Here is a 23,843-nt window from a genome sequence, read left to right on the forward strand (position 1 = left end):
AAATGGAGCGTCCACAGCGAAGAAGGGGCTAATTTTTTAAAATCCGCATGAATGCTTATTCTGTTGTGCTGTAAAAACATCATCGTTTGAGGTGTGGTGTAAGGTATAAAAACTTTATGCATGGGGTGTTTTGATAAGAGAGTGTAGTGAATATTCAAGAGAGGGCTTTCTTGTATAATTTTGTGAAAGGAACCATATGAAATGTGAAGCCGAGAGGGAGCTGTTTTTGAGAAGTTGGATTGTGTATCAACCAGTTTGAGGAGGGATTTGCATCCTTTGGTGTGTGGGAAGGAAGGCAAGAACAGAGCGTGTAGCACCCTATACTTATGTTTTTAAAGGTTTTAATTTTGATCAGAAATTAATTTTAAAATTGCTTTTTGTTTGACAGATGTAAGAATTCTAAAACTTTTTAAAAGCAAATATTCCTCTTTGCTCGAGGCGATTTCATCATAATGGTACGGGGTATGTTCTTTTTTGATGATATCAGCGTAAAAAAAGGCAATAGGGACATTCAATATATCGGAAATTTCCTTTAAACGTCCTACGCTCACACGGTTTAAGCCTTTTTCATATTTCTGGATTTGTTGGAAAGTGACACCTAAATGATGCCCTAATGTTTTTTGAGACATTTTTAGCATTTTTCGCCTAAAGCGAATTTTTTTTGCCTACAAAAAGATCAATATTAAGATTTTGAGTTTGCATTTTCCCCCTCCGGTTGCGAGCGCCCTCGCATTGGTATTCCGGGAGCTTGAAAACACTGAACCCTAGTCAGCATTTTGCTTTTAGTGCTTGGGGCACCTGGACATAGCAAAATCTCCCGGAATTCCGGGATACCCACACAGTGGGTTTATGTTACGCTAGGGTTTCGGGTTTTCAAGGCCCTATTGGTCGTTGCGTATACGACCAAAACATTTTCTAATTAGTAAAGTAATTTTAGGAGATTGGCAATAAAAATAGTTTTTCTTGAGATGGATAGATTTTTTAAATGAGAGGTTGTTTGCCTTTCAACTTTTTAAGACTCGCTTACTAAACTCATGTTTTCAGATCCGCTTTTTACAAAGGTAAACCTTGGTTTTTAAGCTCAAGGCACCGCCTATGGTGCTGTTCTTAATCAATAACCAAAATGGCTTGTTTTGATGCGTCTGAGATATCATGATGATAGGGGAAACCTTTTATGAGTAAAGAGCCCTCATGCAAAATAAAATCAAAACAGAATAGATTTGGTTGTTGTATATTCACATGTTTGTTTTGAGAAGATATTTCTCAATGTTAGCGCCCATTTCACGAATGGCGTTTCGTAAAGTGTATAACGTAAAAGCTTCGATGAATGGGATAAAAGCTATATTTCTATCTTTACTGAAAAAAAAGATGCTTGGAGGGCACATACTCTTTGTCAGTTTAAAATATTACGACAGTTTTTACCTTTGAAAAGGAGGATAAAAGCTATTTTTTCTCTCTTCACGTGTTTTTATTTATACGCTCATCCTGCTTATAATGTGCAAGCGAATAGTTTTGATTGATTCAATATCAACAGATTTGAAATGAGAAAAGATATTTTGGTTTCTCATTATGTATGAATAATAAATTATTATTATAAATTAATAATTCTATACTTAGGGAAGCGTTTTTTTAAGGAGTTTTTTTGTTCGTTTTTAAGAATGTGCGTGTTTTAGATAAAAAACTGTATCAACGCAGTTATTGTTAGAATTAAAGTTTTTATGAGAAAAATGAGCATTGTGGAATGATAAGCTTTTGATATAAAGCGTTTTAGAATTTTGCACAACTTAACGATAACTTATTTATTTTATCATTTCTTATGATTGCTATAAGCGATGCAAAGTTGGAATATGGTTTGAGAAAGCAGATGACACAAGTATTATCTTTCGGTAAGTAGTTTTGAAATAAAAGACAGCTTTAAATGATAAATAAAGATAGGTGCACCATGAATGAACTTACCCATATTGAGACTATTATAACGCATTATGATGCTGTTTTTTGTGATGTGTGGGGTGTTGTGCATAACGGTGTACATGCATTTGAACCAGCGTTGAAAGCATTGTATAAAATTCGACAAATGGGAAAAAGTGTTATTTTATTAACCAATTCTCCTCGGCTACGGGAAGATGTTGCTGCTCAATTACAAAGCATGAATGTTCATCGTGACTATTATGATGCCATTATCACTTCAGGGGATGTAACGCGCGATCTCATTCGGACTGCTCCGCGTAAAGTTTTTTTTATTGGTTCACAACGTGATTTGGTGCTGTTTGAAGGGTTAGAGTGTGAATTTGTTGAAGAATGGGAGGCTTCTGTTGTCGTCTGTAGCGGTTTTCTTGAAGATTTTGACGAAGAACCCTCTGCTTATGAGGAGATGTTTCTTCGCATGCGGGCGCGGAATTTACCTTTTATTTGTGCTAATCCTGATGTGATTGTCCATTATGGAAATAAAGAATTTTGGTGCGCTGGTGCATTGGCGCGTCTTTATCAACAATTAGGGGGGGAAGTACGCATTGCTGGAAAACCTCACGCGCCTATTTATGAGTGTGCCTTTGAAAAACTTCAAAACATTCGTGGAATTGTGGAAAAAAGTCAAGTTTTAGCTATCGGTGATGGTCTTTTGACAGATATTAAGGGGGCAGCTCATTTTGGTCTTGATGCCCTTTATATTATGGGGGGGATTCATCATTATGATTATGCGCAAAATGGTGTGGTGGATAAGCAAGCTTTGCATTCTTTTCTTGAACGTCATGGTTATAAACCACAAGCAATCATGTGGGCACTTCAGTAATGGCTAATTTTTTGCGTTTTCAGGGGACTCACATGTTTCCCTCGGCTTGGCGGGGAGCCGTGTTGGCACTTGGAAATTTTGATGGTGTTCATTGCGGACATCAGATGGTGTTGCAAAAAGCGCTTGATTTCGCGCAGATAAAAAAGAAACCAGCAGTTGTTTTAACCTTTGAACCACATCCAAGAAGTTTTTTTCAACGTTCAGCTCCTGTCTATCGTTTGACAGAGGCAGCTGAAAAAGCTGAAATTTTTAAAGTCCTTGGCTTTAATGGCGTGATTGAACAGCCCTTTGATGCGCACTTTGCCACGCTTTCAGCGGATGAATTTATCAAATCGATTTTAAAACAGGTTTTTGATGTTTCAGTTGTGGTGACAGGGGAAAATTTTCAATTTGGTCATCAGAAAAGTGGAAATTCACATCTTCTTTGCCAAAGGGGAAAAAAATATGGATTTGAGGTTGTGCAAGTTCCTTGTGTTTCTCGTCTTCAAGATTCAAAACAGTTGATTATTTCCTCTAGTTTTATTCGACAGCTTCTCTCACAAGGGAACGTAGAAAAAGCGGCTCATTTGTTAGGGTATCACTATCGGGTATGCTCCAATATTATTCAAGGCGATAAACTTGGACGTCTTTTGGGATTTCCTACCGCTAATCAAATGTTGCCTTCCCAAGTTCGCTTGGCTCATGGTGTTTATGCGGTGCGTTTACGTCGTGCGAACGGTGTTTTGTATGATGGTGTTGCAAGCTTTGGTTGTCGTCCAACGGTTGTTAAAGATGGCGCGCCACTTTTGGAAACCTATTTGTTTGACTTTAATGACGACCTTTATGGGGAAAGCTGTACCGTTTCTTTTTTGCAGTTTTTGCGAGGACAAGAAAAATTTGATGGGCTTGAACCCTTGATTGCACAAATGCACCGTGATGAAAAAAAAGCAAAAGAAATTCTAAAGACAGCACAACCATTATCAAAGTTGGATAGGCTGCTTACTTTTAAAAATATGCCCTAAACTTATCTGAAAAAGAGAGAAGAGCCGTAAAAATAGCACTTAAAGTGATTATAATCACAAAGATATATTCCAAAACATCGTGGAATATATGTTTTTTCCGTTGTTGAGAGGAAGAATCGAATATCTGAATATCTGATTTTGGCATTATCTTTTTCAAAATTCATTTTATGGCTTTTCTTGTCATTCAAAAGTTTACTGCTTGTTTCTTTCTGATCGGTTAAAACCCATCATAAAAGATGCAGTAAAGAATAAGCCCCAGCCTATTTGGCAATAATAGACGTGAAGAGGGAGAAAGGCTGTTTTTTAAATTTCTTGCGATTTTAAGCTTATAGTTTGATAAAATTTAATCGATGACTCTTTTATAATGATATTGGGCTTATCTAAAACCTTACGTATGTGATGTTTGATATCATATGATGAATATTTAAAAAAGTTCGTTTGTTGAGTCTTGTGAAGTAGAGCGGTGGACAGCAGCTGTTTTGTGCTAACCAATTACGTAAACGAGAATGAAGCTGATGTAAAATGCTTTAAGTCTTGTTTCTCTCGTATGTTGTGACAGGAAATTCACATTAAGGAGACTACGATTGATTGCAGATAAAAAGAAATCATTGCGAGAAAGCAGGTGTACTTGTTTCAAAATTTCTAATGCTTTTGATGATAAAGGTACAACTTTGTTGTCCTAATACGTAAATGTTTCAAATTCTCAAGCAACGAATTGTCCATATATCTCCTTTGTCTTTCACAAATATAACACCTATAATGTAGCGGGAAGGCAGTCTTGTAAGGATATGAAAACGCAACGCCAATAATGTATTGTTGTTTTTTGAATAGGATCAAGCCCCATAGGTAAAATAAAATGCTGGAATATACTTGTTTTGCTAATTTACGCGCTTGTTTTAAAGAAATATCTCTCAACGCTTCCATATCCATTTTCACGATGGCACTCATGAATGGTATCTTGCAAGCGCCGTTGAGCGCTATCATCTTTATGCCTAATAAAATAGCAATCCGGTATCATCCGTTAATTGACAAGCCTTCAGTGTTGTACAGCCTTGGCTATTTGAAAGCGTTTATGAGAGGGATTTTTTCTTAACTCGTTTTATTTCACACGAACTCTTCCTGCTTGTGACATACAAGAAATACGCTTTTGATTGATTCACTATAAATAGACTTAAAATGAGATAATCTTACGGTATTAGGGTTTCTCACTCAACGTGAAAAATAATTAATTGTTATAAATCAATGTGTTGAAATTAACCATAGATTATAGCTTACAGCTTTTTTATAAAATATTCTGCATGCCTTTTATACGGAATATGGGGGTTTTCTTAGTGGTTTTACTGTTGTTTTAGGTGTCTGTGGCGTACGAATGAGCTCGTACTGGTAAAGGAAGAGACAAAGAAGGTGAAGCAGTGATAAAAGGTGAGGTGAAAATAAATTTCCTTGATCATCATATGAATTTTCATGCATTTTTGTGGCTTCAGGTGTGCATGCTTGTTGTATATTTAATAGCAAAGTTTGCTTGTAGAGCTTTATGAAGTGGGAATCCTGAGTGGAAAGTGCAAGACAAAGATTATTGACAGATTATTTTTACAGATCGATGTGTATTTAAGATTCTTCATCTTTTAAGGCGATGAGGAAGTGTATGAAACCTATGTTTAAAGACGTGCCAAACGATAAAGATGCAGCGAGCGTGCTCCGTGATGGCAATAGGCAAGAAGAGGGAGGGGGGCTGTTTTTAAAATTGTTTGCATGGCTTCAACAGCTGACTTTTCTATAGTTGGAGGAGAAATGGGAATGTGATAGGCTTTTATGCCATATTCATTTGCGACCGTTTTAATGCTAGAAAAGTCAGTTTGATGAAGTTCCTCGTGATCGGGGCGGTTACAGATAATTGTTTTAAAACCAGCTTGTGCCAATGTTTTGATATTTTCTATGCTAATTTGGGCGCTGATAAAAATATCAGGTTCAATTTGTTGTAAATTCATTTTTTATTCTCAATTGCACGATCTTCACGATACCCTCTGGTCTGGTATATAAAAGAACATAATGAAGGTAAGTTTTTCAATGGCATCTTAACAAAAATATTCTTTTTGTCGAGAAAATCTATTTGGGGAAAATGAGTTGTAAGATGCAACATATTTCACTTCGCAACATGTTCGTTATTCAACCTTATGCAAGACGGCTGTTTGGTTTTTATGGATGATCCATTGTGTTTACCCAGCATAGACATTCCATTGTGTTGCTTGTTCACACGCTTGCTATAGAGGTATCTTTATTTCTCTTAAGCCCATTTTACCCTGTTGAGCGTAAAGAGTATAAAATTCATGGATCACCACCCTCTTTACGCTTATGAAGAAGTAAGCTGGCACCATTTTTATATTTGCCAGCCCCCAATGTTATACTAAAGTCCTTGGCTATTGAGACGGTTCATAAGAAGCATTTTAAATCCTTTCTTGTATAGTTTTTACTCACACGCCAGCCCTGCTTGTAACGTACAAGAAATATGATGTTGATTGATTTAATATAAGAGGGCATGAAATGAGAGAATCTTCCTGATTTCGGCTCTCTCATTCAACGTGCAAGACAACGAATGCTCCTTATAGTTTGTTGTATATTCAGAGTGGAGTTCATTTGTAGCGTTGCATTAAGTGGACTGCATGAAGGGAGAAGCTCAAAAGGCAGGCGCGAGATAATAAGCTGGATCATTTACAGAGCATTGTTTACAGATTGATATGGATTTAAGAATCTTCGTTTTAGGGTGGGGGAAGAAGAGCGTGTCTCTTGTTTAAATTTATTTTTATTATTCTCAAGAGCATCATCTTCATAATGTTTTTGCTCATGCTAAAAGAATATTATAAAGACAAAATTGCGGGCTGTCATTTTATCCTAAAAATAGGAGAAATGGTTATTTTTCACGTATTGGATGCTTGCTTCTTTTATTACTTTCTGTATAATCGTAAAAACGATAATGCTGAAAGGCGTAATAAATGATCATTGGACTTTTGAATCAAAAGGGAGGCGTAGGAAAAACTACGTTGAGTGTTAATCTTGCGGCCAGTTTTGCGCGTACCGGTGCACGGGTATTGCTTATTGACGTTGATCCACAGGGGAGCGCATTGGATTGGGCTGCTGCGCGTGAAGATGCACCTTTGTTTTCGGTTATTGGTTTACCACGTGCAACGGTTCACAAAGAGATTACACAGATTGGTCATGGTTATGATCATATTATTATCGATGGTCCTCCGCGTGTGACTGATCTTGCTCGTAGTGCTCTTATGGCTTCGGATTTGGTGCTTATACCTGTTTTGCCTAGTCCCTATGATATTTGGGCAGCAGATGGAATTGTAAAGCTGATTGACGAAGCACGTGTTTATAAAGAAAATCTTAAATCTGCTTTTGTTATCAATCGTAAAATAGTCAATACAGCGATAGGGCGTGATGTGAACGAAGCTCTTGGCATATACCCCGTGCATGTTCTTTCTTCTAGCGTTGCGCAGCGCGTGATTTTTGCAGAAGCAGCAGCACAGGGGAAGGCGGTTTATGAAGTTGATAAGCAAGGACCAGCAACAGCAGAGATTGAAGCTGTTGCAGCGGAAATCAAGGAGTTAGCGCGATGAATAAAAAAATTAAAATCGGCACGAAACCAACGAATAAATCAATTCCTTTAACGGCGGATGCATGGGTAGGGAGCCCCAAAGGGAGCATGAGTGGAGGTATGAAGCGCCTCACGATTGATATACCAGAAAGTTTGCATCGATTGATTAAGGTAAGTTGTGCAAGTCGTGGAACTAAAATAGCCGATGAGGTGCGCGAATTGCTTTCACAAAAATACGGAAAAGTGTAAAAAATGATATATGATAATAAGTTTTCGTTGGTTTGAATGCTTTTTCTAGAGATGATATCGGTTGTTTTTATACGAAGTTAATAATACAAGCGCCTTTCTTTTTTCACGAGGGCTGCTTCATTTAAGTTGTTTTTCATAAGGTTCTGTATCATCTCATGAAAGAGCGATGCGTTTGCGAAAAATTCTCCGTTTCAAAATTTTCCCTATAAATGTGATAATCATCATACTTCTTGTGATCTTATCTGTTAGATGAATAGATAAGTGTACTCTTCTAAAAAGATTGTCTTGATAATGATTTTAAACGTCAGATTATTTTTTTGTTTATTTTACTTAATACATGCGTAAATAATGTAATTAAGAGTAGCGTTGATTATTTTTTTTTGTTATGCAGCAATTCATTTTATTAAATTATATTCATGTTTATAAAGGGGGGATAAAAAAATACATAAAATTTACTGATATTGGCACGCTATAATTTATTCCTAATAAACACAAGAAGTCATTGAGCATATTATAGACAGTATTTCTTACATTTATATGATTTTATAGTCTTAAATAGTTAATGCCAGTCGTAATGGTACGCAAGGAAATAGGTTTTTTGCTTCAATTGGAATGTATAAGATCGCTTTTTTAGCATTTCTATTGGCATTTAAAAAGTGCAGGGGGACTTAAAGTTTTCTTTCTTTTCCGGTGGTTTAAGAAATGATAAGAGCGCAATCAGTTGGTTAAAAGGTGTATTCTTTCGTTTGCAGGGAATTTGCAATGGATATAGGCATTACGAATTTTTGATAAGATTTTGTGCGACTTCTCATGATGAAGTGGTTTTTGAAAAATGCCAAGATATCAAAATTACTGCTGAAGTTTAAATACTTCAAATACAAAGAGCAGCCGTGCAGATAATGCTACAAATGCAAGCCTGATAAATAAAAGCAGTTTTCATGATTTAACATGTTTGCGTTGCAAGTGTGCGTATTTGCAAAGGAAAGTTAGACGCAAGGTCACAATATAGGAGGGGATGTGAATCCAAAGATATTGTTAATAAAATATAAAACAAAGAGAGGGGTTAAATCATGAACAAGATCATTATAACAGCGCTGTTGCTTTGCACGGGGCTTGTTACTGTTGGTTCACGAAAAAAACTACAGTGTTGAGGAATTTAAGAAAGATAAAAAATTGATGCAAGAATGGGGAAAGAAATGCGATAAAATGGGAGGATCTGCTTTTGCAACCAAGAGTTGTCAAAATGTCATGCAAGCCGATATTGAACTTTTTCAAGAGCATTATAGAAATCTTGCAAAGCAACTTCGTGAAAGTGGCAAAAAGGGGAATGAAACTGAAAAAAAGCAGGACAACAATTAAATCATAAAAATATATTGATAGCGGTGTTTTTCTTTGTACGCGATTTATCATCATAGGTTGGAAAAAATTGCGTACAGAAGTTGATTTTAAAATTTTTGAAAATGCACAATGAACTGCATGTACAAATTTAATGGGTCCCTAAATTGTGTCCTAAACTTTGTAAATTTGAAAAAAGGGGAATTTATTGATGAATAAAGCCATTATTACAACAGTGCTGTTTTGTGCTGGACTTGCTGTTGCTGGATGCGAGAAAAACTATAGCGTAGCAGATTTTAAGAAAGATCCTAAATTACTCAATCAGTGGTTAGAGAAATGTTTTATTGCAGGGAGTTTTGATTCTCAAAATTGTAAAAACGCAGAAAAAGCTGAATTAGAAACTCGTAAAAAATGGGGAGTTTTCGGCTCTGGAAAGGACGACCAAGAAAAAACTGAAGATAAAAAGGAAGGGAATTAAATCATGAATAAAGTCATTATTACAGCAGTGCTGCTTTGTACTGGACTTGCTGTTACTGGTTGTGAAAAAACTTATAGCGTAAAAGAATTCAAAACAAATGAAAAATTATACGAGGAATGGGCAAAGAAATGCGAGAAGGACGATTCACCGCTCAAAACCTCTCAAAATTGTAAAAACCTTCGACAAGCATATATAGAACTTTTTTTGAGACCCTAATTTATGTCCAAATTTTATCAATCTAAAAGAAGGGGAATTTATTGATGAATAAAGCGATTATTGTAGCATTGCTGGTTTGGATTGGATTTGTCGTTGCTGGTTGTGAAAAAACTTATAGCGTAGCAGAGTTTAAGAAAGATCCTAAATTACTCGAGCAATGGGCAATGAAATGTATGATATCAGGGAGTTTAGATTCTCAAAATTGTAAGAACGCAGATAAAGCGTATCGTGAAGTTCATGCCCGTGATTGGCCTGGTACGAGCTTTGTACACGATGACGAGAAAAAAACTGAAGATAAAAAGGAGGGAAATTAAATCATGAATAAAATTATTATCACAGCATTGCTGGTTTGTACTGGACTTGTCGTTGCTGGTTGCGAAAAAAATTACAGCGTAGCGGAATTCAAGAAAGATAATACATTACTCGAAGAGTGGGCAAAAAAATGTGAAAAGATGGATCGATCGTCTATAGAGAAATCTAAAAATTGTCAACATGCCAGACAAGCCTATATGGAACTTATGTTTGGCATTAATTAAAAACTTAAAATTCAATAAATTACTCTATCAATAAGGAATTTGCTAGTTATTGATTCTATTTTGTTTTTTAGATTTTCTCTAACTTTTAGAGAGTCTTTTTATGGCTTCAAGAATTAGTCGTTTACGATCTGTACTCTTTATGTAAACGGATGCTATACTGTCATTTGTCTAGCCAAAAAGTGCTTTTAATTGTGATAGTATTGCATCCGAATGAGTTGCTACGTGTTACTGCTAATTTTTCAAATTATGCGCTGATTGTTTAATGTCTTGGTTGCATGTATTTAAAACATGAGATTAAATTTACCTTTGGGGTGTTTTGCTGACTTTATCACAAATAAATGTTTCATCACACTAAGACCGGCTTTAAGCGTTGCGGCTAATTTCGAAAAAAATTGGGAGGAAACATCTGTTTTGAATTTACTTTTCTCTATTTTAATAAAGAGAAAAACATTCTGAATGGAATTATTATCGTTTTATATTCAAATGTTTTTCTCAAACTATTTTTAAAAAATTGCTTTTGATTTGAGAATATTATAACATTAGTTAAGACGTGAGGCAGTTTTTCTAGGACGGTTTTGCTGGATGTGTGAGGAATTGAGCGCTCTTCCCACCGTTTCATTTTTTCCCTCTCTTTTCTGAGTTTGCAAGGTTTTCCCTTGTTATTTTTTTATCTTAATTGTGTTGTAATATTATCATGTTGAGCAGTGGAGCTTATGTAAAACTTTATGTATGAGTTTTTTTTTGTTCTCGAGTGTGTGATGAATGTTTTTTGAATAATACTTTGATTTATAAAAATAATTTAATTATTTTATGTTGAATAAGGATCTCGTCAAAATCTGTTCTAGGTTGAATCAATTAAAATCATCTACTTGCACGTTACAAGCATGGAGGGTCCGTGTGGATAAAAACTGTTGAAGAAAGAAGTAAAAATGATTTTTTGAACTATCTCAAGTACTAAAGGTTTTGTTTGCAACATTTGGTGCTGGAAAAGTGTGTGATGGTGCTGGTTTATTCCCTCGCAAGTGTATGATGATGGTGTTCAATGGATTTATCAAAAGTTTCTTGAAATATTCCTTTAGAATTGTGATATGCCCTGAAGGGAAGAAGCAAGAGGAACTTACTCAATGAGGAGACAAATTATTTACAGATCGGATTTGGTAGAAAATTTAGTTCTTTAAGGCGGGAATGAAGTTGAGATTCAAGTAGCATGAAAAGACGGAAACTGATGGTTAAAAATGCATACAAAAAGCAGAGTTAACATTTAAATAGTTGCAAGCGATGTTTGAAATTGGGTGTGTGATTTATCTGTAGAATTAAAATTTTGCTTTGATCTTATGTAAAATTAAGATGATCGTTTGAGAAAATTACAAAAAGCCAAGAGAATATGCTTAGTATATTTCTATTACGAGAACTAAAATAACAACAAAAGCATTCATGGTGATAATCAAAGTTGAATAAAGCACAGCGGCTTTTACGAGATCAGTCATAAAAACCTCTTTCTGTTCTTTTTGAGGTGATTTTATGAATAACAATATATTACAATCTGTAGTATATGTTGATATAATATATTAGGCAAGCTTAGAATCTTTCCTTTTTTATAAAGGCTTGAGGAATTGGAGCACTGTAAATCCTAAAAAGAAAGTTTTAAAGAGAATATTAATTGATTTCGTAGGTTTATTTATTGAGCCTTTCGTTTAAGTGAATCACATGAGTGGAAAGTCAAGAGAAGATCGCTTGACAAAAATTCAGACTGCGTACAGAGCAGATTGAGTTAAGATCTTGGTGCTTTAAGGTGCGCGGAAGAAGACAAAAATGTTTTCTGATCGTTTATTTCATAGCAAGATTGGTTAATGTTGCTCTAATGGGCATGTTTTGCACAAAAGAAAAGAACGTTCCAAACAAAATATACTTATGTTGTATATTAATATATTTGTATTGTACATTTATGTACGTGTAAAAAAATATCTCTCAATGCACACGACAAATATTTTACGATGACACTCGTAGATGGTATAACAGTAAAGTTCTCGTGAAATAATATAAAATCTATAGAATGCTCCCATCTTTACACTTATGAAAGAGCAAGTCACTGTCATCTCGTACGCTTGCTTTCAATGTTTACTATAGCCCTTGGCATTTGAGAAGGTTCATAAGACGCATTTTTCTTTTAGTGTATTTTATCAACACATCAGGGTGTTTTTTGTGATGTGCAAGCAAGTGATTTTAATTTATTCAACATGGAATAGATTTGAGATGGGATGATTATGAAAGAGAAGAGCCGCATTTAGAAGATTGAAAATGAGAGAAAGTTCGTAACAAAAATTGTACCTTTATTATAAAATGATTGTTTCTATGTTTTTATACCAGTAGCACATGTAAAGCCGCGATATTAAGAGAAAACTGTGTTATGGAGTGAAATAATCTATAGGAAGATGCTGTGGAAATTCTGAAAATATCAATGTGGGGAGCGTTAAGCATTATGCATTGGATAATATTTTGATAGATAATGATAATCTATCGTTATTCAATTTGAATTAGAGTCCTGAATACCGTAAATTTTTTCATTCCAAATCTGTTCGAGGTTTAATCAACCAAAACCATGTCTTTTGCAGTTACAAGTGGGGAGGGTCCATGCGGAGCGAAACTGTACAAGAAAGGCATGCTTTTTGAACCGCACTTAAATGTCAAGGATATCGCAACATGAGGGGCTAGCAAAATATGTGATGGGTGCTGGCTTGCTTCTTTTATTAAGCGTAAAGATGGACAGTGCTCAATGGATTTTATACACGTCATGGGGGATTTATCATTATATTATTCATGGGCCACGGCGCGAAATAGGCTTGGGTACACTTAAGAGATGTTTCTTTAAAACAAGCGCGTGAATATGCGATTGAAGACGTATCGAACTTGATTGGCTAAGAAACTCTTGAAAAGGTTCAAAAAATCTTATATAGTCGTTCATTGCAAAGAAAAGCGAATGATAATTAAAAAAAGGGAGATTGATGGCTGTTTAGCTATTCTAAGATGTCTTTTTTTATATTGCTGTATGGCTGATCTGTTCAAAAGAGCGTTCTTTTTGTTTTTTATGCGAAATACTGCATGTGTGCAGAAAGAGTACGGGGGGGGTGTGTCTTTTTGAATGGGTGCAAACTAATTTTGTAGGGTGCCATCTTATGGGGTGCCGGAAGGTATGCAAGTTTAGGTGCAGAGAAAGCCATAAGGTTATGGAGGGTAAGATGCTGCTATCGTTAAAATGCTGAGATTTTTAATGAGCTTAAGTCTTTGATATGCTGCAAGATATGCTGTGGGTTTTTGTCGGCAGGTGGTCTTTTTATGGACAAAGTTCTCGTGAGAGCGTTGTTGTTTTCTGTTGAAGGCGTGCTGGTGACGAAATAGGCAAAGGAAATTGGCAAGGCGAAATAGACCAAAATAGACAGAGCAAATGTAGGATTTTCAATATTACTGCGTAAGGTTTAAGTTTATAGCGTTTTGGTGAATTAGTATAGCCGCAATGATGGTTTTGGAGCAAAGCAAGAAAAATACTTGAGAGAATGCGTTGAAAGTTGAAGTGGTATACGCTTTGAAGGATTGTCGTGCTGTTGTTTGAGCGATGTTCGCACCACGAGCTTTATTGAGTGTATCAGCATTGAAGAGAACCTGTTTAATCTCCCTCATTTGAAAGATTGAACAAGAGTGTTGAAGGGGAAGTAAAAATGTCTGTAGTGCAATATGGTGATGATAGTTTTGCATCAAAAGCAAAAGTTCTTGATAATAATCTTATTGATCGTGATTGGGCGATGACAAAATTTGTTGCTGCTGTTAAAGGATTAGCTCAAGTTGTTGATTATGAAAGCAATATGCTAGAGAGCAGTGGTGTTCCAGATTACGAAGAAATAAATTTATGTAAAATACGTGGTTTGCGTGATCTTAATAAATCCATGAGCGATGTGAAGCGCTACATGAATCAAGATATTGAGCATGAAGTTGAAAGTTTGTTGTCTGATTTACAAGAAAAATTACAGCGTAATAGTGAATTGCTTCAGACGCATTTAAATGCAGTTAATGATCTTTCTAGAGCTATGCAACTATCTGGACGCGTAAAAGAAACAGAGGAATGATTCAAATTTGATGAATATTGGCTGTTCTAAGTGATGACAATGATTAGGTAGATCATGTTTATTTGGATAAATAATGCGTTTAGTGAGTAGACTTGTTTTAAGCGCATTTGGGTATTTAAATTATTATCCTGTTGTACTGTAAAACACTGTTTTTAAAACAGTGTCTTTTAAGGTGTAGTGATGTGAACCGCATGCTGTTGGGAAGCTAGCTGGGGGAGGACTAAGAGAAGGGGGGGATTTACAGAGTATTGTTTGCAGACTGAGTTAATAGGGAGCTTCATTTTTTAGTTTAGGGAGGCGATCAAGGGGGATATTTAGACCAGCCCGTGATGCCTTAAAAACAGCTTACTTGGGGCTATGGTAATTAAGGTTTTATGCATTAGTCTTTTGAGAGTATGTGATGAATACTGCCTATAAGCCTTATGGAGTACTGTCCTTTGAAGTGTGGTGATACGAAGCGGTTAGTTGTTTAAATCTATATGTTTGAGACAAAATTAAAGTGGTTTAATATTTTCTTCTGCTGTTTTTAGTTTTTGTATGTCAGATTGGAGAGAGCATCCAGATTTGAGTGAATATATTGCGTATACCTTTGTTGGCGTAATATTTTAAATGGGGAGGCGATCTTATTGGGAAAGAATAAAGGGCTAGAAATCAGCTTTTCTCTGTACCACCATCCTTTAATTTAGCTTTATTTTTTTCAAAAGAATCTAAAGCACTATCTGTTAAATGATGAAGATTACGCATTATTTCACGCTTCTGTTTTTCTCGTTCTTTAATGGGGGCACGTCCCTCATGTAAAACAGAACGTCATTGTGTTGCCAATTCACGTGCTTTTTTTAAGAAATATTTCTTAAGGCACCTAATCCCATTTCACGGTGATGTTCGTGAATGGTATAATGGTAGATTCATTGAGCACCACGATCTTTATGCTTAATAAAAAGAGTGCGCTGGCACGATTACACACTTTACCAGCCCCCCCTGTATGGGGACCAAAGCCCTTGGTATTTGAAACGGTTCATTATAGGCATTTTGAGTTTTTTTGTACGGTTTCACACCACACACTAATCTCGCTCATAACATGCAAGAGAACAGTTTTGATTGATTCAACATAAACAAATTTCAAATGAGAGAATCTTACGATATTCGAGATTCTCATCTAACATGAAAAATAATGAACTATCTTTATAAATCAGTATCTTGGATATGAATAGTATAATGTAAGTTTCCCATGAATGGTATAAAATCTATAGAGTATTAGCATCTTTATTTATAGAGGGAGAAAAGCAGCACTATCATCCTTTTTTTTAATAGTTTAATGCCAATCTTGCTCGTGATGAGCAAGCGAACGATTTTGACTGATTCAATATAAGAAGAAAAATAAGAGAATTTTACGAAAACCTCTTATTCAATATGCAAAAAATAAATTATAAATTAAAATCTTATGGAAATCGTTAAAATGATATTTAATCTGATAATTTCTTTTACGTTTTTTCATCGATAGTATTTGTATTTTCCAGTTTGCTTTGTCTGTCGAAAGAAATAAAAGTAAGAGGAGTTAGATTATTTTTTACAGCGTTTATGTTGTAGGGGGGAGCGTTATTAAGAGGGACTTCCTTTATTGAACTTTTACAACAACTCCTAAAATGATAAGCTTTCATCCAATAAAGCTATTTATTTTTTCCAAAAAGATATCAAGGATAATTTTTATATTAAATCCAAAAGTGCAAAAATATTGGGTGTTTTTTATGTCCTTAATAATGGTTTTATTGAAAGCTTGGAGGTACTGGATAGTTGGAAAAGCTTTCAGCACAATTCCATAATTTAAGAAAAAAGTATCTTTATCAAAGGGGGGCTAAGGCTGTAGATAATGGTTAATAATAAAATAATTTTTTAGAGATGGTCTGTAAAATTAAATATTTGTTGCTCCTAGACGGATTTTAATAGGCACATTACCAGTTTGGCTAGCAACGCGTAAATGAATGCGTACAGGAGGCATTATGAGACGACGGTTGCGTATTGTTTGGCAAATGAGAAGGTTAACAAGAGATTGTGTATCTAATGCAGTCGAATTATATTTTAAACCAGTAAGTTTTGCGGCAGCATCGTGAAGAGAACGCAATGAAAGGAGGGATGATTGCTTCAATAAAATTTCTTTTTTATGGAATGAAGCAAAAGCATTATCTGTCATAATACTATCCTTAACGCAGAATTCAAAAATTTTTAGTAGGCTACAGTATAGCAGTTAAAATTTGCTTTCTTTAATGTAGAGCAAGCATCAAATGCAGCTTTTTTTGATTGAAACCCTGTAAAGCGCGCTCGATAATAACGCTGCCCACTTTTTTCAAACAGTTGCATGTGCGAAGATGCGTGCTTTAAAGTAGAAAAAGCTATATTTTTTGCTTTTAAAAGTAAAGTTTTCGCTTGTTCTTCACTAGGAAGAGAACCAATTTGGATAGCCCATCCGGCATTTGTGGACAAAGAGGCTGTTACAATTTTATGAGTCTCAACCGGTATAGTTTTTTGAGGGTTTGGTATTGGTATAATTACTTTATTTACAGCCGTTATTGCGATATTGGAGTTTTTAGGTTGTTCTGCAAATGCTGTCAACATAGTCGAAATTTCATCGTCAAAATTACTTGAATCAGCTTTAATGGTCGGTATAGGAGTATTGGCACCAGTCGGTAAGTGATAGCGTACAGAAGCCATTAAACGTTCACCACTTTTCATTTGGCTTGCTTTGGGCAAATATTGGTTCAATAGGCTAGCCATATGCTCGTCACGTGCAGTAGACGATTTACCTCCCAGAACAACAGCGACAACAGAGCGCCCATCGAGACGCATTGAAGTTGCTAAATTAGAACCTGACATTTGTGTGTATCCTGTTTTAATTCCATCGACACCTTTCATTATTTTAACGAGTTTATTGTGGCTGTTAATTTTATGTCCACGGAAATTAAAACTTTTTGTTTTGAACAATTTATATTGTTTTGGAAAATGTTTACGTAAAGCTAATGACAAAGTCGCTATATCTCGTGCTGTAGAATAATTGTGCACATCCGGAAGCCCTGAAGCATTCGCGAAATGTGTATGTTTCATGCCAAGTTTACGAGCTTTTACTGTCATCATTTGAGCGAATTTTTTTTCACTACCTCCAAGATATTCTGCAATGGCAGCAGCAACATCATTTGCGGATCTTGTAATGAGTGCTTTAGCTGCTGATTCTGCAGAAATTGTTTGGCCTGCTTTAAAGCCAATTTTTGTCGGTGGACGCATTGCTGCATAATGTGAAACAGGAATTGGTGTATTTGGTGTCACACGACGCATCTGCATAGCTTCAAAGAGTAAGTACAATGTCATCATCTTTGTTAAAGAAGCAGGATAACGTTTCAGTGTTGCATTGGCTTGAAATAGAGTTTTTCCCGTAGTAGCATCTATAACAATAGCCGCATACTTATCAGGATAGGCTCCTTGAGGTGTGGCTGATGCCCAACAGTAAGAAAAAGCTAACACAACAAAAGAAATTGCTATTGTTTTACAGTAGCGCATAATTTTTTGATAATTAATATACACTTGCAGTATCCTATTTCTCCATTTATCCTAAAAAACTTCTATAAAGCTTCCTTTTCTGTAATTTGTTGATGCAGTTTAGACGAATGGTATTACTAATTTGTTTACAGAAGTTATTTTATAAGTGAGTGATTGAAGTCTAACCATAGAGGGAATCTCTTTCTAACACATACAGGTATTGCAATAATTATGAAAGAATTTAAAATTGATAAAAATGTGCTGCATGGAAAACGATAATGGGACAGATGCTTATAATAAACTCTACAGCTCATATTATGCATAATGAAAAGGGCAAGAATTGGGATGAAATTAGGCATGGTGCGGTTATAACGCTTAAGGCTAGAGCAAAACTCGAAAAACCTAAATTATGTCGAGTTTTTTTGCTTAATGATGATTACACACCTATGGATTTTGTTGTTTTCGTTTTGAAGAGCTTTTTTAAAAAAAGTTTCGAAGAGGCAACGCGAATAATGTTAAATGTTCATCACAGTGGGATAGGAGAATGTGGAACTTATACTTATGAAGTCGCTGAAATGAAAATATTACAAGTGAGGGAATGTGCGCGTCAAAATGAACATCCGTTACAATGTGTAATGGAATGGAAGTGAGGAATTATGCCATCTTTTACACCTAGTCTTGAAGAGGTTTTGCATCGTGCATTAACAATTGCTACTCAGGCACAGCATGAATACGCAACATTAGAGCATCTTCTACTTGCGCTGTTAGATGATGCTGATGCAAATTCCGTTATTCAGGCTTGCCAAGTAGATGTGGAGGAATTACGAGAGCGCTTAACCAATTATCTTCGCTCAGAGTTAGATGAACATATTAGAGCTGATGAGGATACTAAGCCTACAGCTTTTTTCCAGCGTGTTATCCAACGTGCGGTGATTCATGCACAATCAGCTGGAAAAGATGAAGTATCGGGGGCAAATGTTCTTGTTGCAATTTTTTCTGAACGTGAAAGCCATGCAGCATATTTTCTTCAAGAAATGGGCATGACACGCTATGATGCTGTACGTTTTATTTCGCATGGTATCACGCGTGATGATGGGTTATCCATGTTACTTGAAGGACTTGAAGAGCAATTAGATCAGCAGATTTCGGATAATGATGAAAGAGGAACAAGTGCTTTAACGAATTATTGTGTTGATCTCAATTGTAAAGCACTTAATGGAAAAATTGATTTATTAATTGGCCGTGAAATAGAAATTTCACGCATGATTCAGATTTTATGTCGAAGGTCAAAAAACAATCCGCTTTTGGTTGGTGATCCTGGAGTGGGGAAAACCGCTATAATTGAGGGATTGGCAAAGCGCATTGTTGATGCGCAAGTGCCTGAAGTTTTATCAAATGCAACAATATTTTCTCTTGATATGGGGGGGCTTGTTGCTGGTACACGTTATCGCGGTGATTTTGAAGAACGCTTAAAGCAAGTTATTAAAGAGTTTGAGCTGTATCCAGATGCTATTTTATTTATTGATGAAATTCATACCTTAATTGGAGCAGGAGCGACATTAGGGGGAAATATGGATGCAGCAAATCTTTTAAAACCTGTATTATCTTCTGGAACTATGCGATGTATTGGTTCGACGACTTACAGAGAATATCGCAAATTCTTTGAACAAGATCGTGCTTTAGAGCGTCGTTTTCAGAAGATTGATATTAATGAACCTTCTGTTACAGATGCGATTAAGATTTTGCAGGGGATGAAGCCTTACTTTGAAGATTTTCATCAGATTAAATATACAGATCAGGCGATGAAGGCATCTGTAGAATTATCTTCACGTTATATAATTGACCGTAGGTTACCTGACAAAGCAATTGATATTATTGATGAAAGTGGCGCAGCGCAAAAGCTTTTGCCACAAAAACAACGCAAGAAGAGTATAGGTGTTAAAGAAATTGAGGCTACTGTTGCTACAATTGCAAGAATTCCACCAAAAACAGTTTCTCGGAATGATCAGAAGATATTGAGTAAGCTTGAAAGAGAACTCAAACATGTTGTTTATGGGCAAGATCAGGCAATTTCCGTCTTAGTTTCATCCATAAAATTGGCGCGAGCAGGTTTACGCGAACCGGATAAACCAATAGGAAGTTATTTATTTTCAGGACCAACAGGTGTAGGAAAAACTGAAGTTGCAAAACAGCTTGCATCATCTTTAGGCATTGAATTATTGCGTTTTGATATGTCAGAATATATGGAACGGCATACGGTAGCACGTTTAATCGGAGCTCCTCCAGGTTATATAGGGTTTGATCAAGGAGGTCTTCTTACAGATGCTGTTGATCAGAAGCCTCACGCAGTCCTATTGCTAGATGAGATTGAGAAAGCACATCCAGAGTTATTTAATATTTTATTGCAGGTAATGGATTATGGTAGATTAACAGATCATAATGGTAAGAAAATTGATTTCCGCAATGTTATTTTGATTATGACAACCAATGCTGGTGCTTCAGATATGGCAAAATCAGCTATTGGATTTGGGAAGGTACATCGTGATGGTGAGGATATAGAAGCAATCAATCGGTTATTTACACCAGAGTTTCGTAATCGGTTAGATGCAATTATTCCGTTTGCCCCTTTATCTCATTTAATCATCAATCAGATAGTGCAAAAATTTATTTTTCAGCTTGAAGCACAATTAGCTGATCGGGGAATTTGTTTTGAATTAAGCCCTTCTGCAACTTTATGGCTTTCCAATCAAGGATATGATTCTCAGATGGGAGCACGCCCATTAGGGCGTGTTATACAAGAATATATTAAAAAGCCATTAGCTGATGAAATTTTATTTGGAAAGTTACGCAACGGTGGCATTGTTCGCGTATTGACACAAAAATCAAATTGCAAAAAAGAAAGCTTACAGTTGGAAATTTCATCTTCCGATATATCTGCAAGTTCAAAGAAAAGTAAAATGGAAAATTTTACAAAAAAACGTGTAGGAAAAAAAAGCACAACAACTTAAGAGTGTGTTATAAGGCTGCACGGATTTTTTTTGCATTCTCTTCAAGTATTTCTGTAGGCGTTATCATATTATTATGAGGGGTAAGTTCTATTCCCTCCATACGTGGTATAATATGAAAATGGAGGTGATAAACGGTTTGTTGACTAGCTGATTCATTAAATTGCATGACAGTTATGCCATCTGCTTGAAAGGCTTTTTTGACGGCATTTGCAATTTTTTGAACAGCTTTAATAACGGGAAATAATGTTTCAGTATCCGCATCAAGTAAGTTTCTAGAGCCTTTTTTAGGAATGACCAGCGTATGACCTGGTGCCTGTGGCATGATATCCATAAATCCAATAACATCATCATCTTCGTAGACACGAACAGAAGGGATTTCATTGCGAATCAATTTAGCAAAAATATTGTTATTGTCATAAGCTTGTTTCATACAAATATTTCCTTTTATTATAAGTTTAAGATTTTAATTAAAAACGAAAAAATGCAAAGTTTATCAGAGTGTAAGACAAAGAAGTATTTTGACTTTAGTTATATTTAGGATGGGGCTCTGTCTTAATGAAGGCTTAGATTTCTATGATGGCTTCAACTTCTACAGGAACATCCATAGGAAGAGAGGCAACACCAATAGCAGAACGGGCGTGTTTTCCAATGTCACCAAGAATATTGACAAATAAATTAGAAGCTCCATTGGCAACAAAAGGAATATCGGTAAAATGAGAATCTACAGCCACAAAAACAGTAATTTTTACCACACGTTTTATTTTATTTAAGTCACCTAGAGTTGCCTTGAGTTGAGCGAGAATATTGAGAGCGCAAGCTTCGGATGCTTTTTGGGCTTGTTCGGTATTCACAGTTGCACCAACTTTACCGATGGCTATTGGTTTTCCATTAATAAGAGGGAGTTGTCCAGAAATAAAGAGTTGATTGCCACTTTGTGAAGTGGTGATGTAATTGGCAAGGGGGGAGATTACTTCAGGAAGAGTGATTCCGAATTCCTCTAAGTTTTTTTCAATCATATTGGTCATAATTTAAACTCCATAGCTGCTCTATAATACATTCATTGTATAATCTATTTTTTGATTTAAGGAAATGTGTGGTTAATTGAGAAATTAGCCTTTTTTGCCTTATTGTATGATGTTATGCAACGGGGATAAAGTTTGGAATTTGGGAATGATTAGATCATTATTTATAATAATTTTATATATTGTTTTTTTATGTACAGCGAGAGCTGAAGAGCCTATTTTTATTGTGCCTCATCGAGCAATTTATGATTTTCATCTCGATAGCGTTTCTCATGACATGACAATTTCTGCGATGTCAGGGCGAATGGTTTACGAGCTTACTGGTTCGGCATGCCAAGGCTATAGCACACGTTTTCGTTTTATTAGTCGTGTTCACATTGAAGATATGCCGGTACGTTTAACGGATCAACAGACGACGAGTTATGAAACAGGAGACAGCCGTACATTTCGTTTTAATATTACAGATCAAGAGGGAGAAGAGGTTGCGCATCGTGCTGAGGGGGTCGCGGAGCGTACTCAAGATGGTATTACAGTTACCTTAAAAAAGCCAAAGGAAAAAGAGTATAAGCTTGCAATGGCTGAATTTCCAATGATGCAACTAAAAAATATTATCCGCCATGCAAAAGCAGGGCATCATTTTTACAATGTTACTGTATTTGATGGGACAAATAAAGCAGATAAAGTTATAAAAGAAAGTATCGTCATAGGGGAAAAGAAGGCGCTTTTATCTGATAGCGAAACGGAAAAAGTGAGAAAATTGGATGAAGACGAATATTGGCCTGTTACAATTTCTTATTTTGATGATGGAGAAAATAAAGATGGTTTGCCGGTTTATCGTAGCAGTTTTCTCTTACATGAGAATGGTATCATGCGTGATCTTCATATAGATTATGGAACTTTTTCAGTGCGTGCAAAATTGAACAGTCTCGAATTCTTGGAACTTGGAAAAGATCTTAATCAATGTGAAAATGCAAATATTAAATGATTAAAGAAAATGACTTGAAAAAGAATCAAATATTAGTATGTTTGCACTATTCCACACGCGGAGTTTGGGTGTTTGCAAATAATTTGTGAGAAAATTCTAGCAAGCATCCGCCGGTAGTAGGTTTTCCTGCTTTTTCCGCGGAGGTTGAACCGGAAAGGATAAGATTTATGGCACTACCCGATTTTACTATGCACCAGCTTTTAGAAGCAGGTGTGCATTTTGGTCACCAGACTCATCGTTGGAATCCCAAAATGACTCCCTATATCTATGGTCAGCGTAATAATATCCATATTATTGACCTTGCTCAGACCGTTCCGCTTTTACACCAAGCGCTTAAACTTGTTTCAGATACTGTTGCGCGTGGTGGTCGTATTCTCTTTGTTGGTACGAAAAGGCAAGCATCTGACATTATCGCTGATGCGGCGAATCGTTCTGCCCAGTATTACGTTAATGCACGTTGGCTTGGTGGCATGCTCACAAACTGGAAAACGATTTCCAATTCGATACATCGTTTGCGAAAGCTTGACAAAATTCTTGCTGCTGAGGCGCAAGGTTTTACCAAAAAAGAACGTTTAAATCTTGAACGTGATCGTGAAAAGCTTAATCGTGCGCTTGGTGGTATTAAAGATATGGGATCTGTTCCAGATCTTATATTTGTCATCGATACGAATAAAGAAAATATTGCCCTTCAAGAAGCAAAACGTTTAGGTATTCCAGTGATTGCTATTATTGATACCAATTGCGATCCTGATGACGTAACGCATCCGATACCAGGTAATGATGATGCTTCGCGTGCAATTTCTCTTTATTGCGATCTTTTTGCTCGTGCTGCCCTTGATGGTATTGCACGCCAGCAAGGAGCAATGGGTATTGATTTGGGAGCTCAAGTTGATGCGCCTGTGGAGCCTATTTTGAAAGAAAATGCGGTTTCAGAAGTTTCTGAATAATATAAAACGCCTAATTAAGGTACTTTTATTGTCTAAA

The 23,843-nt window shown here is 36.0% G+C and carries 19 protein-coding genes and 2 pseudogenes; 14 read left to right on the forward strand and 7 right to left on the reverse strand.

Annotated elements, in window-relative coordinates:
- Positions 1–341: 341 nt before the first annotated feature.
- Positions 342–702 (reverse strand): annotated as a pseudogene (locus ACFIJK_RS05870) (helix-turn-helix domain-containing protein).
- Between the two features lie 1,240 nt (positions 703–1,942).
- On the opposite strand from ACFIJK_RS05870, the gene ACFIJK_RS05875 reads away from it, so the two are divergent.
- Together ACFIJK_RS05875 and ACFIJK_RS05880 are read left to right on the forward strand one after the other, a co-directional pair.
- On the forward strand, positions 1,943–2,788 hold the full coding sequence (locus ACFIJK_RS05875) for a TIGR01459 family HAD-type hydrolase (protein ID WP_273788305.1): 846 nt from the start codon (positions 1,943–1,945) through the stop codon (positions 2,786–2,788).
- Positions 2,788–3,789, forward strand: a complete 1,002-nt coding sequence (locus tag ACFIJK_RS05880; protein WP_375627156.1) for a bifunctional riboflavin kinase/FAD synthetase — start codon at positions 2,788–2,790, stop codon at positions 3,787–3,789. Before ACFIJK_RS05875 ends, ACFIJK_RS05880 begins: the two co-directional genes overlap by 1 nt.
- Positions 3,790–5,447: 1,658 nt before the next feature.
- On the opposite strand, the gene ACFIJK_RS05885 is transcribed toward ACFIJK_RS05880, so the two are convergent.
- Positions 5,448–5,777 (reverse strand): TIGR01244 family sulfur transferase, encoded by a 330-nt coding sequence (locus ACFIJK_RS05885; protein ID WP_375627158.1) that lies wholly within the window; start codon positions 5,775–5,777, stop codon positions 5,448–5,450.
- Between the two features lie 1,002 nt (positions 5,778–6,779).
- Between ACFIJK_RS05885 and parA the strand changes: the two genes are divergently transcribed.
- From parA to ACFIJK_RS05925, 8 genes are all read left to right on the forward strand, one after another.
- Positions 6,780–7,409, forward strand: a complete 630-nt coding sequence (gene parA / locus ACFIJK_RS05890) for a ParA family partition ATPase (protein WP_015856698.1) — start codon at positions 6,780–6,782, stop codon at positions 7,407–7,409.
- Positions 7,406–7,636: a plasmid partition protein ParG gene (locus ACFIJK_RS05895; protein WP_015856697.1), complete on the forward strand. Its 231-nt coding sequence runs from the start codon at positions 7,406–7,408 to the stop codon at positions 7,634–7,636. The genes parA and ACFIJK_RS05895 overlap by 4 nt, the downstream gene beginning before the upstream one ends.
- Positions 7,637–8,758: 1,122 nt before the next feature.
- On the forward strand, positions 8,759–8,995 hold the full coding sequence (locus tag ACFIJK_RS05900) for an EexN family lipoprotein (protein ID WP_375627161.1): 237 nt from the start codon (positions 8,759–8,761) through the stop codon (positions 8,993–8,995).
- Positions 8,996–9,182: 187 nt separating this feature from the next.
- Positions 9,183–9,449, forward strand: coding sequence for an EexN family lipoprotein (locus tag ACFIJK_RS05905; protein WP_375627163.1), 267 nt, complete (start codon positions 9,183–9,185; stop codon positions 9,447–9,449).
- A 3-nt stretch (positions 9,450–9,452) separates the two neighbouring features.
- Complete coding sequence (locus tag ACFIJK_RS05910; protein WP_375627165.1) at positions 9,453–9,665, forward strand: EexN family lipoprotein; 213 nt, start codon at positions 9,453–9,455, stop codon at positions 9,663–9,665.
- Positions 9,666–9,709: 44 nt separating this feature from the next.
- Complete coding sequence (locus tag ACFIJK_RS05915) at positions 9,710–9,979, forward strand: EexN family lipoprotein (protein WP_375627167.1); 270 nt, start codon at positions 9,710–9,712, stop codon at positions 9,977–9,979.
- Positions 9,980–9,982: 3 nt separating this feature from the next.
- A complete protein-coding gene (locus tag ACFIJK_RS05920) occupies positions 9,983–10,201 on the forward strand; it encodes an EexN family lipoprotein (protein ID WP_375627169.1) in 219 nt (72 codons plus the stop codon).
- A gap of 3,713 nt (positions 10,202–13,914) precedes the next feature.
- Positions 13,915–14,319: a flagellar protein FlgN gene (locus ACFIJK_RS05925; protein ID WP_273788300.1), complete on the forward strand. Its 405-nt coding sequence runs from the start codon at positions 13,915–13,917 to the stop codon at positions 14,317–14,319.
- A 666-nt stretch (positions 14,320–14,985) separates the two neighbouring features.
- Here ACFIJK_RS05925 and ACFIJK_RS05930 read toward each other — a convergent pair.
- The 3 genes and pseudogenes from ACFIJK_RS05930 to ACFIJK_RS05940 all read right to left on the reverse strand — a co-directional run.
- Positions 14,986–15,347, reverse strand: a pseudogene (locus ACFIJK_RS05930) (integrase); the annotation flags it as partial.
- Positions 15,348–16,228: 881 nt separating this feature from the next.
- Positions 16,229–16,507 carry a hypothetical protein gene (locus ACFIJK_RS05935; RefSeq protein WP_375626277.1) on the reverse strand — a complete coding sequence of 93 codons (279 nt, stop codon included), beginning with the start codon at positions 16,505–16,507 and terminating at the stop codon, positions 16,229–16,231.
- Between the two features lie 32 nt (positions 16,508–16,539).
- On the reverse strand, positions 16,540–17,889 hold the full coding sequence (locus tag ACFIJK_RS05940; protein ID WP_375626275.1) for a D-alanyl-D-alanine carboxypeptidase: 1,350 nt from the start codon (positions 17,887–17,889) through the stop codon (positions 16,540–16,542).
- A 233-nt stretch (positions 17,890–18,122) separates the two neighbouring features.
- Between ACFIJK_RS05940 and clpS the strand changes: the two genes are divergently transcribed.
- Positions 18,123–18,494: an ATP-dependent Clp protease adapter ClpS gene (gene clpS / locus ACFIJK_RS05945; protein ID WP_375627172.1), complete on the forward strand. Its 372-nt coding sequence runs from the start codon at positions 18,123–18,125 to the stop codon at positions 18,492–18,494.
- 6 nt (positions 18,495–18,500) lie between these two features.
- The gene (gene clpA, locus ACFIJK_RS05950; protein WP_375627174.1) at positions 18,501–20,852 is read left to right on the forward strand and encodes an ATP-dependent Clp protease ATP-binding subunit ClpA; all 2,352 of its coding nucleotides are present in this window, start codon (positions 18,501–18,503) and stop codon (positions 20,850–20,852) included.
- A gap of 7 nt (positions 20,853–20,859) precedes the next feature.
- On the opposite strand, the gene ACFIJK_RS05955 is transcribed toward clpA, so the two are convergent.
- Both ACFIJK_RS05955 and ACFIJK_RS05960 read right to left on the reverse strand, forming a co-directional pair.
- On the reverse strand, positions 20,860–21,282 hold the full coding sequence (locus tag ACFIJK_RS05955; protein ID WP_375626270.1) for an HIT family protein: 423 nt from the start codon (positions 21,280–21,282) through the stop codon (positions 20,860–20,862).
- 133 nt (positions 21,283–21,415) lie between these two features.
- Positions 21,416–21,877 carry a RidA family protein gene (locus tag ACFIJK_RS05960; RefSeq protein WP_375626268.1) on the reverse strand — a complete coding sequence of 154 codons (462 nt, stop codon included), beginning with the start codon at positions 21,875–21,877 and terminating at the stop codon, positions 21,416–21,418.
- A gap of 145 nt (positions 21,878–22,022) precedes the next feature.
- On the opposite strand from ACFIJK_RS05960, the gene ACFIJK_RS05965 reads away from it, so the two are divergent.
- Positions 22,023–22,859: a cell envelope integrity EipB family protein gene (locus ACFIJK_RS05965; RefSeq protein WP_273788136.1), complete on the forward strand. Its 837-nt coding sequence runs from the start codon at positions 22,023–22,025 to the stop codon at positions 22,857–22,859.
- 167 nt (positions 22,860–23,026) lie between these two features.
- Complete coding sequence (gene rpsB / locus ACFIJK_RS05970) at positions 23,027–23,806, forward strand: 30S ribosomal protein S2 (RefSeq protein ID WP_375626266.1); 780 nt, start codon at positions 23,027–23,029, stop codon at positions 23,804–23,806.
- Positions 23,807–23,843: the final 37 nt, after the last annotated feature.

It is taken from the genome of Bartonella sp. PS17NMGDW (assembly GCF_042193555.1).
GTDB classification, from domain to species: domain Bacteria; phylum Pseudomonadota; class Alphaproteobacteria; order Rhizobiales; family Rhizobiaceae; genus Bartonella; species Bartonella grahamii.

Coding starts and splice junctions, on each gene's coding strand:
- ACFIJK_RS05875 (WP_273788305.1), top strand. CDS start 1,943: ATGAATGAACTTACCCATATTGAGACTATTATAACGCATTATGATGCT.
- ACFIJK_RS05880 (WP_375627156.1), top strand. CDS start 2,788: ATGGCTAATTTTTTGCGTTTTCAGGGGACTCACATGTTTCCCTCGGCT.
- ACFIJK_RS05885 (WP_375627158.1), bottom strand. CDS start 5,777: ATGAATTTACAACAAATTGAACCTGATATTTTTATCAGCGCCCAAATT.
- parA (WP_015856698.1), top strand. CDS start 6,780: ATGATCATTGGACTTTTGAATCAAAAGGGAGGCGTAGGAAAAACTACG.
- ACFIJK_RS05895 (WP_015856697.1), top strand. CDS start 7,406: ATGAATAAAAAAATTAAAATCGGCACGAAACCAACGAATAAATCAATT.
- ACFIJK_RS05905 (WP_375627163.1), top strand. CDS start 9,183: ATGAATAAAGCCATTATTACAACAGTGCTGTTTTGTGCTGGACTTGCT.
- ACFIJK_RS05910 (WP_375627165.1), top strand. CDS start 9,453: ATGAATAAAGTCATTATTACAGCAGTGCTGCTTTGTACTGGACTTGCT.
- ACFIJK_RS05915 (WP_375627167.1), top strand. CDS start 9,710: ATGAATAAAGCGATTATTGTAGCATTGCTGGTTTGGATTGGATTTGTC.
- ACFIJK_RS05920 (WP_375627169.1), top strand. CDS start 9,983: ATGAATAAAATTATTATCACAGCATTGCTGGTTTGTACTGGACTTGTC.
- ACFIJK_RS05925 (WP_273788300.1), top strand. CDS start 13,915: ATGTCTGTAGTGCAATATGGTGATGATAGTTTTGCATCAAAAGCAAAA.
- ACFIJK_RS05935 (WP_375626277.1), bottom strand. CDS start 16,507: ATGACAGATAATGCTTTTGCTTCATTCCATAAAAAAGAAATTTTATTG.
- clpS (WP_375627172.1), top strand. CDS start 18,123: ATGGGACAGATGCTTATAATAAACTCTACAGCTCATATTATGCATAAT.
- clpA (WP_375627174.1), top strand. CDS start 18,501: ATGCCATCTTTTACACCTAGTCTTGAAGAGGTTTTGCATCGTGCATTA.
- ACFIJK_RS05955 (WP_375626270.1), bottom strand. CDS start 21,282: ATGAAACAAGCTTATGACAATAACAATATTTTTGCTAAATTGATTCGC.
- ACFIJK_RS05960 (WP_375626268.1), bottom strand. CDS start 21,877: ATGACCAATATGATTGAAAAAAACTTAGAGGAATTCGGAATCACTCTT.
- ACFIJK_RS05965 (WP_273788136.1), top strand. CDS start 22,023: ATGATTAGATCATTATTTATAATAATTTTATATATTGTTTTTTTATGT.
- rpsB (WP_375626266.1), top strand. CDS start 23,027: ATGGCACTACCCGATTTTACTATGCACCAGCTTTTAGAAGCAGGTGTG.